12 protein-coding genes are annotated in these 16137 nt (G+C 40.2%); 5 read left to right on the plus strand and 7 right to left on the minus strand.

What is annotated here, in order from left to right:
* Nucleotides 1–11: 11 nt before the first annotated feature.
* From QNI15_RS36590 to QNI15_RS36600, 3 genes are all read right to left on the minus strand, one after another.
* The gene (locus tag QNI15_RS36590) at nt 12–1925 is read right to left on the minus strand and encodes a tetratricopeptide repeat-containing sensor histidine kinase (RefSeq protein WP_314036943.1); all 1914 of its coding nucleotides are present in this window, start codon (nt 1923–1925) and stop codon (nt 12–14) included.
* 409 nt (nt 1926–2334) lie between these two features.
* Nucleotides 2335–3414: an ATP-binding protein gene (locus tag QNI15_RS36595; protein ID WP_313983594.1), complete on the minus strand. Its 1080-nt coding sequence runs from the start codon at nt 3412–3414 to the stop codon at nt 2335–2337.
* 64 nt (nt 3415–3478) lie between these two features.
* On the minus strand, nt 3479–5749 hold the full coding sequence (locus QNI15_RS36600; RefSeq protein WP_314036945.1) for a transglycosylase domain-containing protein: 2271 nt from the start codon (nt 5747–5749) through the stop codon (nt 3479–3481).
* A 336-nt stretch (nt 5750–6085) separates the two neighbouring features.
* Here QNI15_RS36600 and QNI15_RS36605 point away from each other — a divergent pair, with 336 nt between their 5' ends.
* The 3 genes from QNI15_RS36605 (at nt 6086) to QNI15_RS36615 (ending at nt 10348) form a co-directional block, all read left to right on the plus strand.
* Nucleotides 6086–6949, plus strand: a complete 864-nt coding sequence (locus QNI15_RS36605; protein WP_313983598.1) for a UDP-2,3-diacylglucosamine diphosphatase — start codon at nt 6086–6088, stop codon at nt 6947–6949.
* Nucleotides 6950–7517: 568 nt separating this feature from the next.
* Nucleotides 7518–9014, plus strand: coding sequence for a GAF domain-containing protein (locus QNI15_RS36610; RefSeq protein WP_314036947.1), 1497 nt, complete (start codon nt 7518–7520; stop codon nt 9012–9014).
* A gap of 290 nt (nt 9015–9304) precedes the next feature.
* On the plus strand, nt 9305–10348 hold the full coding sequence (locus tag QNI15_RS36615) for a hypothetical protein (RefSeq protein ID WP_314036950.1): 1044 nt from the start codon (nt 9305–9307) through the stop codon (nt 10346–10348).
* Between the two features lie 400 nt (nt 10349–10748).
* Here the strand turns inward: QNI15_RS36615 and recR are convergent, their stop codons facing one another.
* The gene (gene recR, locus QNI15_RS36620; RefSeq protein WP_314036952.1) at nt 10749–11354 is read right to left on the minus strand and encodes a recombination mediator RecR; all 606 of its coding nucleotides are present in this window, start codon (nt 11352–11354) and stop codon (nt 10749–10751) included.
* Nucleotides 11355–11425: 71 nt separating this feature from the next.
* The gene (locus QNI15_RS36625) at nt 11426–11707 is read right to left on the minus strand and encodes an ATP-dependent Clp protease adaptor ClpS (protein WP_313983609.1); all 282 of its coding nucleotides are present in this window, start codon (nt 11705–11707) and stop codon (nt 11426–11428) included.
* 210 nt (nt 11708–11917) lie between these two features.
* Here QNI15_RS36625 and QNI15_RS36630 point away from each other — a divergent pair, with 210 nt between their 5' ends.
* On the plus strand, nt 11918–13387 hold the full coding sequence (locus QNI15_RS36630; protein WP_314036954.1) for a sodium:solute symporter: 1470 nt from the start codon (nt 11918–11920) through the stop codon (nt 13385–13387).
* A gap of 460 nt (nt 13388–13847) precedes the next feature.
* Here QNI15_RS36630 and QNI15_RS36635 read toward each other — a convergent pair whose 3' ends face one another.
* Complete coding sequence (locus tag QNI15_RS36635; protein WP_313983614.1) at nt 13848–14525, minus strand: porin family protein; 678 nt, start codon at nt 14523–14525, stop codon at nt 13848–13850.
* Nucleotides 14526–14697: 172 nt separating this feature from the next.
* Between QNI15_RS36635 and QNI15_RS36640 the strand changes: the two genes are divergently transcribed.
* Nucleotides 14698–15330, plus strand: a complete 633-nt coding sequence (locus QNI15_RS36640; protein WP_313983616.1) for a SanA/YdcF family protein — start codon at nt 14698–14700, stop codon at nt 15328–15330.
* 299 nt (nt 15331–15629) lie between these two features.
* Here QNI15_RS36640 and QNI15_RS36645 read toward each other — a convergent pair whose 3' ends face one another.
* The gene (locus QNI15_RS36645; protein ID WP_314036956.1) at nt 15630–15911 is read right to left on the minus strand and encodes a GIY-YIG nuclease family protein; all 282 of its coding nucleotides are present in this window, start codon (nt 15909–15911) and stop codon (nt 15630–15632) included.
* Between the last annotated feature and the right edge of the window lie 226 nt (nt 15912–16137).

Here is a 16137-nt window from a genome sequence, read left to right on the forward strand (position 1 = left end):
TTTTGAAGTGATTATGCAGCAGGCAGTGAAATAAAAAAACGACTACCTCGGTTGGGTTCACTTTCAACCCATATACTACCGTTGTTTTTTTCTGCAAACTCCTTGCAAAGTAGTAATCCTAATCCAGTACCAGCTTCATTGGCTGTACCATGAGTAGAAAAATGCGTTTTCATATCAAATAAACGACTTTTCTGTTCATGGGTCATGCCTTTACCTGTATCCTGAACAGAAATAACCAGATGCGATTGTTGCATTTCTGCCTGAAGAGTCACTCTTCCGCCCTGAGGCGTAAATTTTATCGCATTGGAAATCAGATTGCGTAGTATCAACGCTACCATATTACGATCTGCAAAAACAGTGGCTCCAGGAGCAATAAGATTTGTGATCGTAATATTTTTTTCCTGGGCTGCACTCTGAAATGAGTTGATCTGTTCACAGGCAACTTCCCATACAAGAATAGGTTCTGATTGCGTTATAATTCCCTCCATCTGGCTTCTGGCCCATTGCAGAATATTGGCCAAGAGATCAGAGGTTGTGTGCACTTTTTTACGTAGCTCAGGAAGAATGATAGCTAGTTCTTCGCTGGAAAGACTGCCTTCTTCCAATAAAAGGAGTGTCGCTTCCATCGAGTTAAGTGGACTACGGATGTCATGTGAAACAATCGAAAATAATTTATCCTTGGTAGCATTTAATGTCAGGAGCTGCTCTTTTTGATTGGCTATCTCGTTTGTCTTTTCTGTTAATAGGGTGTTATTGCGTTGCTGGTGTCTGAAATTTAAATAAAATAATCCTGCAATAATGGTAATGAGAATGCTACCAATAATAGAGGCATTTCGTTCAAATGTTTTCTGCTCCAGTTCCTGATTCTGCAATAGCTTTTCCTTATTCAGTAATGCAATGGCCCTTTGCTGATTTTCGAGGTCATACTTGGTCTGGGTATTATTCAGAATACGGGTTTTCTCTGTGTTATAGATCTGTTCCTTTGCATTCTCCCCGATGCGTTGATACATCAGTGCTTTCTCAAAATTTCTCGTTCTTTCATAAAGAGTAGAAAGCAGAAAGGCACAGCCTCTGATCAGATTATTGTCTTTTATTTCCCGTGCAATGTCCATTGCTGTCAATGCATGCCGCATACTTTGTGGAAGATCTCCCTGATCACGAAATGTAAGTGCCAGTGCTTTGTGTACAGAGGCCTGATTAAGCCGTTGATTGTATTGATGGCTATGGGCTAATGCCTGAGAGAAAATCTGTATAGCCTGTGTATATTGCTTTTTGGCATAATACGTATAGCCCATATTCTCAAGCAGGAAAGTATGTGTCCACTGATTATTGCTACCGTCACTCCCTTGAATAGCTCGTTTCAGGAGTGTTAACGCAGTATCCGGGCGATGATAGTATTGATTGTAAATGACGCCTATATTACCCAGTTGCTGAGCAATTTCTGATTTAAAGTTGGACTCAACTGCCAGTGCATATGCCTTTTGGTAGTATTTTAATGCCTGATTTATCTGTTGTTGTTGTTCGTAAATTTTGGCAATGCCACTATAACTGACTGATAAGCCTCTTTTGTCATTGACTGTTTCAAACAAAGGAATGCTTTTCAGATACGAATCCAGCGCTTTGATCTCATTGCCTTGCCAGGAATGAATATAACCCAGTGCATGATAGGCACGGGCAATTCCTTTTGTATATTTCTTTTGCTGAGCTAACCGTAGTGCATCCGTAGCCAGCATATAGGCTGTATCTGTTTTGGCATAATTTATCTGATAAGCCAATTCAATTCTATAAATAATTGCCAGTGTATCTGTTAATGCAGGATTTCGCAACAAATGTTTGAGACTATCAATAGCAGCCGATTGACCATAGCACTGGAACAGCCATGACGAACACCAAAATATAACATGGATGACCCATCTCCGCTTCATGTATTTCGTCTGGTATGCATGGAAAAAATTTTAGTTTCTGGATTGCCTATAGTACTACCAGCAGAGACTGATAGCTTAAACTTCTTTACTAGTTATCTATCTTTTCATATCATTCACGACAAGAAAACCTGCCGACAATAGCTTTATACACTCTACAAAGTACACCTATTCCAATTGCTAGAAAAGTGTAAAACTCGCGCAAAACTTAGTTGATTAGTTAAACCAAAAAAAGCGGGGTTCCTTTTCGTCTATACGAACATTTTTGTTTACAAGTTGCTTCAGTAGGTATACTATATGTTGTATTTAAATGCAAAATGCCTCATATAGAGGCACTTTGTGAAAAATAATTGTAAAATTTAAAGATAACCAATAGAAATATAATGCTTTAAGAATAGTATCAGAAGTCTTATTAAAGAGTGATTTCCTTACATGCCCTATAGAGGTCTTTATAGTCTTCCCGTGTCTTCAAAACAGTTTCCAGATACTCATTCCATACTACTTTATCCTGTACGGGATCTTTAACTACTGCACCTACCAGACCCGCTGCCAGATCTTCTGCATTGAGTGTGCCATCTCCAAAATGTGCTGCCAGGGCAAGTCCGCTGTTTACAACAGAAATCGCTTCAGCAGTACTCATAGTGCCTGTTGGGGTTTTTATTTTTGTTTTGCCATCTTGTGTAACTCCAGCCCGAAGCTCACGAAAAACAGTTACTACCCGTTTGATTTCTTTCAGGGATGGTGCCTCTGCCGGCAATTCAAGCGTTTTGGAAAGGCTGGATACACGTCTTTGTACAATGTCGATTTCCTCATCCATATTACCTGGCACAGGCAGGATTACTGTATTGAAACGTCGTTTTAAGGCTCCGGATAGTTCATTGACACCTTTGTCACGATTGTTTGCCGTAGCAATGACATTGAATCCTTTGATAGCCTGAACCTCTGTATTTAACTCAGGAACAGGCATTGTTTTCTCTGACAGAATAGTAATTAATGTGTCCTGTACATCGGCTGTGATACGGGTTAATTCTTCAATCCTGGCAATCTTTCCTTCTTTCATCGCCATCATCATAGGTGTTACCACCAATGCATTCTCAGATGGACCTTCTGCGAGCAATTTAGCGTAGTTCCATCCATAACGAATGGCTTCTTCACCAGTGCCTGCTGTTCCCTGAATCAATAATGTAGAGTTTCCGGATATAGCAGCAGATAAGTGCTCTGATACCCATGATTTGGCTGTTCCGGGTAAGCCATATAGCAATAAAGCACGATCTGTAGTAAGTGTAGCAACCGCAATTTCCATCAGACGGCGGGAACCAATATACTTAGGCGAAATCTCGAAGCCGTTTTTTAATTTGCCACCTACCAGGTATGTTACCACAGAAGCAGGCGATAAATACCAGTTAGGAGGAAGTGTGCCTTTATCTTGTTTTTTTAATTCGGCGAGTTCTTCAGCAAATTGCTGCTCGGCATGCTGGCGAAGTACTGACATAAATAGTAAATTGAGTTAGATGATACAGATTATAAATCAGAGATAAACGTATACAGTGTGAATTTTACCGGAGAGATGGATCAAGCAACGAATCCGGTGTGGCAGTATTGACAGGATACTGGGTTGAGTCGACTTGATGCAGGGCTTCCGTATATTTCTGACAATCCAGTTCCGTATTCAATACTCTGGGCTTGGTAAATGGTTTTTTCTGAAGTCCTACAGATGGATCTGAAAACGCTTTTTCCATAAAGGTTGCAAAGATAGGTAAGGCTGTCTTGGAACCCGCTCCGCTACCATCTCTGAAGTGAATATTCATATCATCTCCTCCAAACCATACAACTGCTGCCAGATCTTGCGTAATGCCTACTGTCCATCCATCTGCATAGTTTTGGGTAGTACCGGTTTTGGCTCCTACTTCATTGCCATGAGAAAATTTGTATTGACGAATGGCCTGAGCCGAACCACCCTGCTCTTCTACACCGCCCCGCAACATATATGTCATCAGATACGCTGTCTCTTCGCCAATCACTTCCTGTTCCTGAGGGTGGAACTCTTCCAATACATTGCCATTGCGATCTTCTATACGTACCAGATATTGCGGTTTGTGCCATACTCCGGCAGCTGGGAAGGTTGCATATGCACTCAGCAGCTCATACATACTCACTGATTCTGTGCCCAGACAAAGTGCAGGATAGGGTTTCAGTGGACTTTTTATACCTAAACGTTTGGCATATTCAACAATCATAGAAGCTCCGACTTTCTGGGTAAGGCGTGCGGGTATGGTATTCAGTGAACGGGCTAACGCATTTCGTAGGGTTACCAGTGAATCACTGAACGTACGGCTATAGTTTTCGGCTGTCCAACCATCAATGGTGATGGTACGGTCCCATTCGCGATCACAGGGTTTGTATCCTGCATTGTCAATAGCTGCTGCATACAGAATAGGCTTGAAGGTAGAGCCAGGCTGGCGTTTTCCCTGTCTTACATGGTCATACTGAAAGTGGCGAAAGTCTATTCCGCCTACCCACGCTCTGACTTGTCCTGTGCTAGGTTCGATAGCCAATAAGCCAGTTTGCAGGAATTTCTTATGGTAGGCAATGGAATCAAGGGAACTCATGACTGTATCTTTGTCTCCTTCCCATGAGAATACACTCATCCGAACAGGCGTACGTAATTCTGCCCATACAGAATCTTCATTGCCATTGTAATAGTCCAGTAACTGCTGGAAGCGTGGCATACGGGAGGCTATATTCTCTACATAGTTTTTGATCTCTGCCCCTCCGGGTGTAGTCCATGGATTACGTTTTTTCCAGTAGGCAAAAAACTTTGCCTGTTGCTTTTTCATTTGCTCTGTTACTGCTTCTTCAGCATACCGTTGCAGACGGGAATCAATCGTAGTATAGATGCGTAAGCCATCTGTATATAAATCTTTGTCGTGCTTGCGGGCAATCTGACGCAGTTCTTTTTCCAGTTCAGCCCGGAAATAGGTAGCAAGTCCACGGGTTGAGTTTTCCGGACGGAATTTCAGATTCAATGGCTCTGCTGCGAACTTGGCTAGCTGAGCTTCTGTAATAAAGCCATGTTCGGCTATTTTGGAGAGCACAAAGTTACGTTTACGTAATGCTCGTTCCGGATGGCGAACCGGACTAAAGAAAGATGGGTTATTAACCATCCCTACCAGCATGGCAGCCTGAGGAATGGTAAGTTTCGATGAGGTTGTCTGGAAGAAGGTTCTGGAAGCGGATTCTATTCCAAAGGCCCGGCTACCAAAGTCAACCGTATTGAGGTACATGGTTAGAATTTCCTCTTTGGTATAGCTACGTTCCAGTTGTATGGCAGTAAGCCATTCTTTGGTTTTATCAATAACAATGTTGTTAATAGCACCCTGCATTTCTTCACGTCTCAATGGGAAAAGATTTCGGGCTACCTGTTGGGTTAAGGTACTGGAACCTCTGCGTTTGCCAATGGCCAGATAGGGGACAATGGCTGAAACACCAATAAAGTCGATGCCTGAATGTTGCTCAAAACGAACATCTTCAGTGGCAACCAACGCATGGATAATATTAGGAGAAAGCTGGTTGTAGTCAACTGAGTTCCTGTTTTCCTCACGGTAATAGGAACCCAAGGTAGTTCCATCTATAGCATATACAACAGAGGCAAGGCTGCTTTTGGGGTTTTCAATAGACTTAAAGCTGGGCAATTCGCCAAACAATCCAAATAGGTTACTACTGACAGCCCAGAGATAGAGAAGAAATAGTAGAAATCCGGCAAGGAAAAATATCCATAGTCTTACTACCCACTTATAATACTTTCCTTTTTCAATTTGAATCTGCATAGTTTGTAATCAGTGAAGCTTTTTGATATAAAAGTGAACGATGGTCCAAAGATTTTGGAATTAAATAGAAACGACTATTTAAACGACAATTTTAAATCGGCGATCCAAAATACTATCTTTTTTTTATTCAAGATCTAAATTTTGAGAAATCTTCCCCTGTCAGCAGTTTCAGCCAATTACTAAGTGCCAGAAAAGACAAGCTTATTTGATTGTACAACGAGGCTTAACATTGATTTAACGAATCCCTATCATACAGGTAAAAAGTTAAATATTTCATAAGTATCTGGTAACTTTTAAGTTATACTAAAAGTTTTACTTTGCAGCAAAAATCAGGCATTGAAAACACATTTCAGAACTATTGTCATCTCGGATATCCATCTGGGTACATCTGGCTCTAAAGCCAAACAGGTAACTAACTTCCTGAAGCAGCATACCTGTGATAAGCTTATTCTTAATGGCGACATTATAGATGGCTGGCAGCTAAAGAAATATGGCGCCTGGAAGCGTAAGCATACACGTTTCTTCAAGACCATTCTGAAAATGATGGAAGATTACAATACACAAGTTATTTACCTGAGAGGTAATCATGATGATTTTTTGGATCAGATACTGCCTGTAAAGGTAGGTGGATTTTCTATCCAGCGTGATTACATACTGAAATCACATGGACGGCGATTCTATATCACCCACGGTGATATCTTTGATTCAGTAACTACACAACTTAAGTGGATTGCGCAACTGGGGGATATTGGATATACATTTTTGCTGTGGGTGAATAAGCTATATAATAACTATCGTACAAATCGTGGTTTGCCTTACTATTCTTTATCGCAGGTAGTAAAGCAGAAAGTAAAATCAGCAGTAAGCTATATCTCAGATTTTGAAACGCAACTGGCTGAGCTAGCAAAGGTAAAACAGTGCGATGGTATCATCTGTGGTCATATTCATCAACCTGCCATTAAGCAGTATGGAGATATTGTCTATATGAACTCCGGTGACTGGGTTGAATCGTTGAGTGCATTGACGGAAGATGAGTCAGGAGAGTGGAATCTGGTGTACTACAGTGAAACCTCTAAGTCTGGTCTGAGCCACGACCTGGAAGATGCGGATCTGTCGGATCTGGAAGACGACGAAATTGCCGACCTGAAAGCCTTACAAGATCAGTTAGAACTGGTGAGAGTGCTTAAGCAAGTAGGTTAATATGAATATGGGGAAAGGTCCACAAGCTAATAAATATACTTACTTTGATTTTTTACCTGTATTTTTTATCAAAAGGCAAGAAATACTTACACAATACATATCTGTTTACAATGATCTTTCAGGGATAGCCTGAGACCTGAATTATTCTCATTTTTTTAGCCAGCCGATAGGGCTGGCTTTCTGCTTTTTAGTTGTACTTTATTTATGTTATGTTCTATATTTTATATTTAGTAAAATAGATACATATAAATTTATATTATTTCTTGGACCAATATAGATTTCTGCCTGTTTTCTACCCCTAATAAGAGACAAGATATCGATATTGGGATAAAGCACTTGGGATGCCTGATATTTTATAGAGATGTCCGAAAAATAGTTTTTTGGCTAATATAATTGCTGTTTCAAAAATATTTTCTCATTGACGCAAAATAAAAGTCTAAAAAATAAAGAATTATAGCGGTGTAATTTTGTGTGGCAAAATGGTGATTGGTGAACATATATAGTTAGTAATTTTGAAAAAGTTTCAACCATTTTACTATCTGTATATATGAAACAGACCAAGAAAACTATGCAATTTGACTTATCTTTGAAGCTTACATTCATTGTATTGTCAGGGACACTAACATTCGTTGCCTTTCTACTATTTCAGGAATCGTATTTTGTAAGAGGAATTGTACTTATCATAGCTGCTTTACTTGGAGTAGGTCTTTATTGGTTGATTTATAGCCAGTTATTAAAACCCATAAAAGGACTTGCTTATGTCACTGATCAGATTGTAAAAGGCAATCATATATCTACTTTCCACTTTAAAAGCATTCATACGGATTTGATGGGGTTGTTAAAGTCCATCGACTTCTTACGGGAAGAACTACATGTCTCAGAGCAGATTATTACTAACATTGAGGCTGGTAACTTTGATACAAATACTTACACTGGAGATAAAAACAAGTATCGTCTGGTAGATGCTTTGCTTCGTATGCAAAACCAGATGAAAATGGTAGAAGAAGAAAGCCGTCGCAGACACTGGGCTACACAAGGCTTGGCTCATTTCTCAGAGATTCTCCGTAACCATACATTAAACAGACAGGAGTTGGCTGATACTGTTCTTTCATCACTTATCAAATATCTTAATGCCAATCAGGGAGGTTTATTTATCGTCAATGAGCAGGATACCAAGGATATTCATTTTGAACTAATCAGCAGCTATGCCTATGAACGAAAAAAATACCTGAAAAAGCGAATAGATATCGGAGAGGGGCTGGTAGGACAATTGTATCTGGAAAAAGATACCATCTTTCTGACAGATATTCCATCCGATTATATCAGTATCACTTCAGGTTTGGGTAAAGCTAATCCAACATGCATTTTGCTGGTTCCTTTAAAAAACAATGATCAGGTAGAAGGGGCAATCGAAATCGCATCCTTTCAGGCTTTTGAACCCTATCAGATTGAGTTTGTCGAAAAGCTAGCTGAGAGTATATCTTCTGCTATTGTTTCTGCCAAAGTAAGTGAACAAACAAAACGCTTACTGGAAGAAACCCGTCTGCAAACAGAGTTTCTAAAGGCCCAGGAAGAAGAGATGCGTCAGAATATGGAGGAGATGGCTGCCACTCAGGAAGAAATGCAAAGAATGCAGAACGAATTGTCACACAAAGAATCTAATCTGCAGGCCGTAATCAATTGCACAGATGATTCAATGACAGCTATGGATATCAATTACCGTATTACCCTAATGAATGATGTTATTCGCCAGAGATATGCGAACTCTCAATTCAGCGATTTCAAAGAAGGAGCCAATGCGTTAGACTATCTGGGGAGTGTGAGAGACGAATGGAAGCAACGGTATGATCGTGCTTTAGCAGGAGAGAAGTTTGATTTTGTAGCCAAAAGCGTGGTTCAGGGTGAAGATTGTTATCGCCAGTATATTGTTGGGCCTATCTTCACTGCCGAGCAAAGAGTAAGAGGTATATACGTGTTTTCCAGAGACATAACCCATGTCAAAACCCTTGAAATTGCCTATGAAGAATTACTATCCAGGCTGGAGCTACAGGAAAGTGAGAGCTAGGTGTTGGGGAGATTTGGTAATTTGGTAGCAAACAATCGTAGTTGGTGAAATATAAGGGGTTTGTATAGTTTTGGTTGATAATATTTGTAATAGCGATATAGTGATTCGTGCTGATTTTCGGGTTTTCGTTTGATTGTAGTATTGTGTGGTTTTGGGAAGATAAAATGTATATCTATTCGATATAATACCTATTATTTTGAGTTATATTTTATGATTTATTTGTTGGTGAAATGCCAAATATTTTGTAAATTTATAACTAGATAATATAACACTGCTATTAATTGAGAACTATGAAAAACGAAACGAAAATGCTTGAGTCTTTATCTCTTTTTCAGGATATAGACAAGCAGGAAGAACAGGAGCAGGATACTTGGAAAAAGTCAATTCCTGCACAAGTGTTTCTAAATCACTTCTTTGGCATGCATTATCATATTCAACATGCTGAAAATGCCTATGATTTGGATATAATGCCTCAATTTATAAACTACAAGCCAGCCTTACCAACAGCCACTATAGAAGAAGTTAAAAAGCTGTTGCTAAACTGCTGGAGTACAGAATATGCTTTGCGTTCAACGGCAGAGCTTGGGAATGAACAGTACCTGCGTAATGCGTTACACTGGACGTTTCCTCAGGCTTATTATAGTGTATTGTTTGGACTACGTGCTTTCCTGGCAACCTTTGGGATTGTACAGAACAACAATGAACGTATAAAACGCGAAACCGGAATGCTGGTGGTAAAAGGATATTATCCGTTTCCGATAGCCTATTATGCCTCAGGAACCTATGATAACTTTATTGTGCACAGATTGCCGTTGGCAGCCCGTAAGCCTGGTTTGCAGCTAGCTACCGAATCTATGGAGGCTCAGGCACAGATTGGACAGTTTTTGCGTACTACACGAAAGCTATATGCCAGAGCCATTCGTCAGCAGATGCAGAGCAATCCGCAGACGGCTTTGCGTAATAAGAAAGGGGAGGTTCTGGATAAGTTTACAGCTCAGCACTGGCAGAAGATAAACTGGCGATTGGGATATACTACCTATTTTGATTTGCTGGAAAGATTAAGAATATCAACCCGTCATCGGGAGATAGAACGCTTCGTAGAGGCTGAGATTGATTTTAGTCTGTTTCATCAATGTTTGCTTGAGATTGTCAGCTATCTGAATCTGATTCATGAAAGTTACATTGCTAAAGCAGTAGGTCTGGAAACCTATGAGATGATTGTGAATCAATTGCCTGACTATATCAGTAAAGGATTTGTGAAAGATCGTCTGACACAAAAGATAGAACCCTTATTAAAGAAGACAGAAAAATCGCAGATACAACATGCGGCTTAAATCAGAAGTAATGTCAACTACGCTACAAAGAGAGCAAAGACGACTTCAATCGTGAGAGGCAGTGTAGGTGCGTAGGGAATCTTTTCTCCGCGAGGTTGGCCTTTGGCCTTGCGGGCAGAAGGATCGGAGAAAAGTGTCCTGTTTGGCCTACTTTTTTGGACAAGCAAAAAAGTAGGATGCCACAAGTAGAATCATGAAAGAGTTTATAAAGAAATGAAGGAAGAAAGATCTATAGAGGTAAGTAGAGTGATGCAAGGGAATTTAAGAAAAAGAAGTTAATAAGCAAGTAAAACAAAACAGAGCCTACACTTATAAGAAAGATGTAGGCTCTGTTTTGTTTATGATTTTAGATCTACTACTTTATCAGTAACCCGTTTTGTTTTATAGCAGGAAGATCCTCTTAACTTTCATAGGCTACACGAGTCATAATACTACGACCCAGCGTAATCTCATCTGCATACTCCAGTTCACCACCGATTGGAATACCTCTGGCGATAGTACTTATCTTCAGATCAAAAGGTTTTAGCTTTTTCGTTAGGTAAAAGGCTGTTGTATCTCCTTCCATAGTAGGACTCAGGGCAAGAATCACTTCTTTAACATCTGAGTCAGGGATTCTGCGGATCAGCGAGTCAATATGAAGATCATTCGGACCTACCCCTTCAATCGGAGAGATAATGCCACCCAGCACGTGATACAGTCCTTTGTACTGAGATGTATTCTCAATCGCCAATACATCACGGGTATCTTCCACCACACAGATAATAGACCGATCTCTCATGGCATTGGCGCAAATGGCACATACTTCTGCATCAGAGATATTGTGGCAATTTCTGCAATATTTGATCTGGGTACGTAGCTGGGTTAGCGATTCTGCCAGAGCCAACGTGGTTTCTTCTTCTCGTTTCAACAAATGTAAAACAAGACGTAAAGCAGTTTTTTTTCCAATACCTGGTAACTTAGAGACTTCATTGACAGCGTTCTCTATCAATTTGGATGGGTAGTTCATCTACTGTTTTTCAGATTTTCAGATCCATACATTCACATAGCTACAATGTATAAATCGTGGTTTGTAATTTACTAGAGTACTTCTGCTGAGATACCCCGATTACAGATAGAGTTTCGCATAGAAGCAAGTTCGTCGAAGGATCCATTCTTAACAGTGCATTTGCCTTTAAAATGAATGATCCAGGTACATTGTTCTGCCTGCTCAGGAGTGTGTTTACAAACCTCAATCAAGGCTTGAATCACATGCTCAAAGGTATTGACATCATCATTGAATACCACAAGTGCCCATTGTTCCTGTTCTACTGCGACGTCCTCTTCCAGTACTTCTACTTCTGTATCAAATAACGTTTGCATACTGCTTTATGAAAGAAAAATCTGTTTAGAATAAAATTATTATCTTTCTTTACTGAATTTCAAAGGAGAATGTCTATAAAGATTAGTTAGCAAATTTATGAAAAAATATCCAATTTAACTGCGTTTTTCCTAGAAAAAAGAATACACTTTGTAGTAAATGAAAAGTGTCAATGTATTAAAAATCAGTCGATTATATTTTTGGCTTAACCCATGAATCCCTACTTAGTTTTAACCATTCTTCTTATTTACTTTGGTGTATTGATTTTAATCTCCTACATCACCAGCCGGGGGGCTACCACACATACTTTTTTTACTGCGGGAAAAAGCTCGCCCTGGTATCTGGTGGCGTACAGTATGATTGGAACAGCTATCTCTGGTGTCACGTTTATATCCGTTCCAGGGGAGGTAGGTAACTCACAGTTTTCCTATCTTCAGTTTATCCTGGGAAACGTAGCAGGCTATATGGTTGTGGCATTGGTGCTTATGCCTGTCTATTACCGGATGAATCTGGTTTCAATTTATACCTACCTGCAAAAGAGACTGGGTTTCTGGTCGTATAAATCGGGAGCTGCGGCGTTTCTGGTTTCCCGGACCATCGGAGCCGCCTTTCGGTTATTTCTTACAGCCTCTGTATTGCAACTGGCGCTATTCGATGAATGGAATGTGCCTTTTGCTGTCAATGTGCTCATTACCATTGCTCTTATCTGGCTGATTACTTCCAAAGGTGGAATTAAAACAATTCTGTGGACGGATGCCTTTCAAACAACGTTCTTAATTGCCGCTTTGCTGCTGAGTGTGTATCTGATCAGTGAAGCATTGGGGTTGTCTCTGGGTGGATTGATTGATACGGTAAGGGCTAGTGATTATTCAAAAGCATTCTTTTTTGATGATCCCAAGAGTAACAAGTTCTTCTATAAGCAGTTTTTTGCCGGATTATTTACCACTGTTGCTATGTTTGGACTGGACCAGGATCTGATGCAGAAAAACCTCACCTGCCGGAACTTGCAGGATGCACAGAAGAATATGTATACGTTCAGTACTGTCTTCCTGTTTGTGAATATCCTGTTTCTGACACTGGGGGCTTTACTATATATCTACTCCAATCAGCAAAACATTCCTATCCCAGCCCATACCGATGATCTGTATCCTACCTTATTGCTAAAATTAAACAAGTTTGGCATTGTAGCAGGCGTATTCTTTTTGCTAGGCATTACCGCTTCATCCTATGCCAGTGCCGACTCTGCTCTGGCTTCGTTAACTACATCATTCTGTATCGACTTTCTGGATTTTGAAAACCGTCCGGAAGAGAAGCGGAAACGGCTGAAAACGATTGTGCATTTGTGTATGTCTATTGCGCTGCTGATTGTGATCCTGATTTTTAAAGCCATTAATGACCAAAGTGTGGTAAAGGCTGTGTTCACAGTGGCTGGCTACACATATGGGCCTTTGCTGGGTTTGTTTTCTTTTGGGTTGCTGACCAAACTTTCTGTAAAAGATCGCTTTGTTCCTGTAGTATGTATTCTGTCGCCTATTCTGTGTTATATCATCAATACCAACGCCAACACCTGGTTAAACGGATACAAGTTCGGCTTTGAGTTACTGATCCTAAACGGCGTATTAACGTTTTTGGGCTTATTACTGCTTTCACAGAAAAAGTCAGCAGGAGCTACCTATGGGTAGATTGATAGAATTAAAAAACACAAGAATTATCCCAAATTTTGATAAAAGAATGTCATTGAAAAAGTAAGAACAAACGTCACAAAGAGAGTTATATCCACTTCAATCGCGGAAGGTGGTATAGGTGCGTTGGCCTTCCTTTTCCCGCGAGGTTGGCCCATGGCCTTGCGGGCAGGAGGATCGGGAAAAGGTGACCTTTTTTGCTTCATTTTTTGGGCAAGCAAAAAATGAAGGAGCCACAAGTAGAGTAAAGAAAAGGATTAGAAACAAACACAGGAAGGGACAAACAATAAATGAAGAAGACTGTGATGGGACAATAAATCAACGCAGAAAGAGAGATTTATAAAAAATTAACCCAAGCCCATACTTTTCAAAAGCATAGGCTTGGGTTTACTCACATCCAACATTCGGTATGACCGATGTCAATATGTAATTAATCTAACACTTCTACTCAGATCGTGTATCAGAATTCATATCCAACCGAAAATTTTATAGTACGGTTATAGGTATTAAAGCGTTTGTTTTCATCCAGGCGCTGGAATCCATAATCGTAGGCAGCCATGATATTTACCCCATTCACGAAGCGATACCCTATACCTGCCACACCACTGAAATCCCATTTCTGAAATCCGTTGTTAATATCCAGCGTACGGTTAAAGGCCGATATACCTAGCACACTGGCTCTCACGTGAACTTTATTGTCGACGAGGTAGCTTACCTGCGGACCTGCAAACAAATGAAATCCTTCTGCCAGATATACTTTGGCTAAGATCGGCATCTCAATATAGTGCGATTGTACCCGGAAAGTGGTGTTGACATTCAGAAAGTCGATTACCTGAGAATTTCCATTGAGTCTACCTGTTAGTTCCGTGCCTTTGAGAGAGTACTGAAGGCCAGGCTCAAGTGTGAAGTAGTCACTGAGTTTAATGGCTGCATAGCCACCGGCATGGAAGCCCACACGGGATTGGGTAGTAACCGCACCATCGGTTGCTCCTAACAGATCACTGATGCTTTGCATAGTTTCACCTTGCCAGCTTGAAAGGTTCATACCCCCACGAATTCCATACCGAACTTCAACCTGGGCATAGGTACATACGAATACGCCTAAAAAGGCAATAAAAGAGAAAAGAATTTTTTTCATAGTTATAGTAGCTTGTGAAGCAGTATGTTGTACTGATCACACTCAATGCGAAACCCGTGCCAAAGTAATTTGGGGATGGCATATATTTTTACCGTGTACCAGATCTGGTCAAATCAGTTGGATACAGTAAACTCTTTTTTTATCTTGAAGGCGTTTTTTAACTTTCCCGGACATGAAAAGAAAACTGACCTTTGTTGTTTTGATTCTGGTCTTTTTAGCTGGAGTGACTCTTGTGTGCAACTGGACTATTACGCGTGAAACGAAATCGTATTTGTACACAGATGTACAGGCTATACCCCACCATAGGGTAGGGTTGGTACTGGGAACCTCCGAAAAGCTGGCAAGCGGACAGGCTAATCCTTATTTTAGCTACAGGATTCAGGCTGCCTATAGCTTGTTTAAAAACAAGAAGGTCGACTATCTGCTGGTGAGTGGGGATAATAGCTCAAAAAACTACAATGAGCCACGGGATATGAAAGATGCGCTGGTGAAGTTGGGAGTACCTGAAAACCGCATTTATCTGGATTATGCCGGTTTCCGGACGCTTGATTCGGTTGTACGAGCTAAAGAAATATTCGGACAGGAGTCATTTACAGTTATCTCACAACCTTTTCATAACCAACGGGCCGTTTTCCTGGCCAGACACAAAGGTGTGGACGCTGTTGCCTACAATGCCCGAGACATTAAGGGAGCAAATGGCTATAAAACCCATACCCGCGAATGGCTGGCACGTGTGAAAGTATTCATAGACCTATACCTGAACAAAGAACCTCACTTTCTGGGCGAGCGGGTAAAGATTGGGTAAGATTTGGAAAGTGTATCACTGATCTTGTGCCTTATTTTTTCATGAATAAGGATCTAATTCATATTTGGCTGTCCTTCTCTTTCTAGTCTATCTTTCTGGAAAAATCATGTCTCTGAACTTCCTTTCTGCAAGGAGTGTTCTTTCCTGCCTTTCTGAAAGAATCTTCCCTTTCCCTTATCTTGTCCCATATCTTTTCTTAAAGAGTGATTTGTACATAAAGAAAAAACACTCTCCCTGTCCTTCTGAAAGAAACTTGTGACAAATAGAGCTGCGTTTCCGATTGGAGTTATCAGAAACTCTTAAAACCAAATAAAGTCCATTTTAGGATTCTCCTTTTGTATTAAAGCGACCTTTGTACTGTGATTCATTAACTTAATTTCACTTTCCCGACTAATCGCATCATGTATATTTTGAACGATTTCATAATAAAGTAATTTGTAGCAGTAATACTTTCCAGCAAAGGACGCATTATTTCCTCTGTTGGCACGATGCTCTGCTAGTCTTCTTTCCAAATCGTTTATGACACCTGTATATAATGTTGTCTTACCAGGATTTGTTATGATATACACATAATAGGACATAGTAACTTGTCTATACAGTGTGTGTATCCTTTGTAACCTTCATTTCTTATTTTGAAGTCTAATTTATATTCTTCCAATCGGAAACAAGGCTCTATTTGTCACAAGGTACTGTCTGTAAAGTCAACAAAAATGTTATAATTATTTTAAGCTATTCTTATCTTTACACTCTCAAAGAGAACAGGTCCTGTTTAGCAGGTCGTTCATCTTGCGTAGCTACCCACTGTGG

Source organism: Xanthocytophaga flava (genome assembly GCF_030068545.1).
GTDB lineage: Bacteria > Bacteroidota > Bacteroidia > Cytophagales > 172606-1 > Xanthocytophaga > Xanthocytophaga flava.

Excerpts from the sequence above, each read along its gene's own strand:
- QNI15_RS36590 (WP_314036943.1), bottom strand. The coding sequence starts at position 1,925 with ATGAAGCGGAGATGGGTCATCCATGTTATATTTTGGTGTTCGTCATGG.
- QNI15_RS36595 (WP_313983594.1), bottom strand. The coding sequence starts at position 3,414 with ATGTCAGTACTTCGCCAGCATGCCGAGCAGCAATTTGCTGAAGAACTC.
- QNI15_RS36600 (WP_314036945.1), bottom strand. The coding sequence starts at position 5,749 with ATGCAGATTCAAATTGAAAAAGGAAAGTATTATAAGTGGGTAGTAAGA.
- QNI15_RS36610 (WP_314036947.1), top strand. The coding sequence starts at position 7,518 with ATGCAATTTGACTTATCTTTGAAGCTTACATTCATTGTATTGTCAGGG.
- QNI15_RS36615 (WP_314036950.1), top strand. The coding sequence starts at position 9,305 with ATGAAAAACGAAACGAAAATGCTTGAGTCTTTATCTCTTTTTCAGGAT.
- recR (WP_314036952.1), bottom strand. The coding sequence starts at position 11,354 with ATGAACTACCCATCCAAATTGATAGAGAACGCTGTCAATGAAGTCTCT.
- QNI15_RS36625 (WP_313983609.1), bottom strand. The coding sequence starts at position 11,707 with ATGCAAACGTTATTTGATACAGAAGTAGAAGTACTGGAAGAGGACGTC.
- QNI15_RS36630 (WP_314036954.1), top strand. The coding sequence starts at position 11,918 with ATGAATCCCTACTTAGTTTTAACCATTCTTCTTATTTACTTTGGTGTA.
- QNI15_RS36635 (WP_313983614.1), bottom strand. The coding sequence starts at position 14,525 with ATGAAAAAAATTCTTTTCTCTTTTATTGCCTTTTTAGGCGTATTCGTA.
- QNI15_RS36640 (WP_313983616.1), top strand. The coding sequence starts at position 14,698 with ATGAAAAGAAAACTGACCTTTGTTGTTTTGATTCTGGTCTTTTTAGCT.
- QNI15_RS36645 (WP_314036956.1), bottom strand. The coding sequence starts at position 15,911 with ATGTCCTATTATGTGTATATCATAACAAATCCTGGTAAGACAACATTA.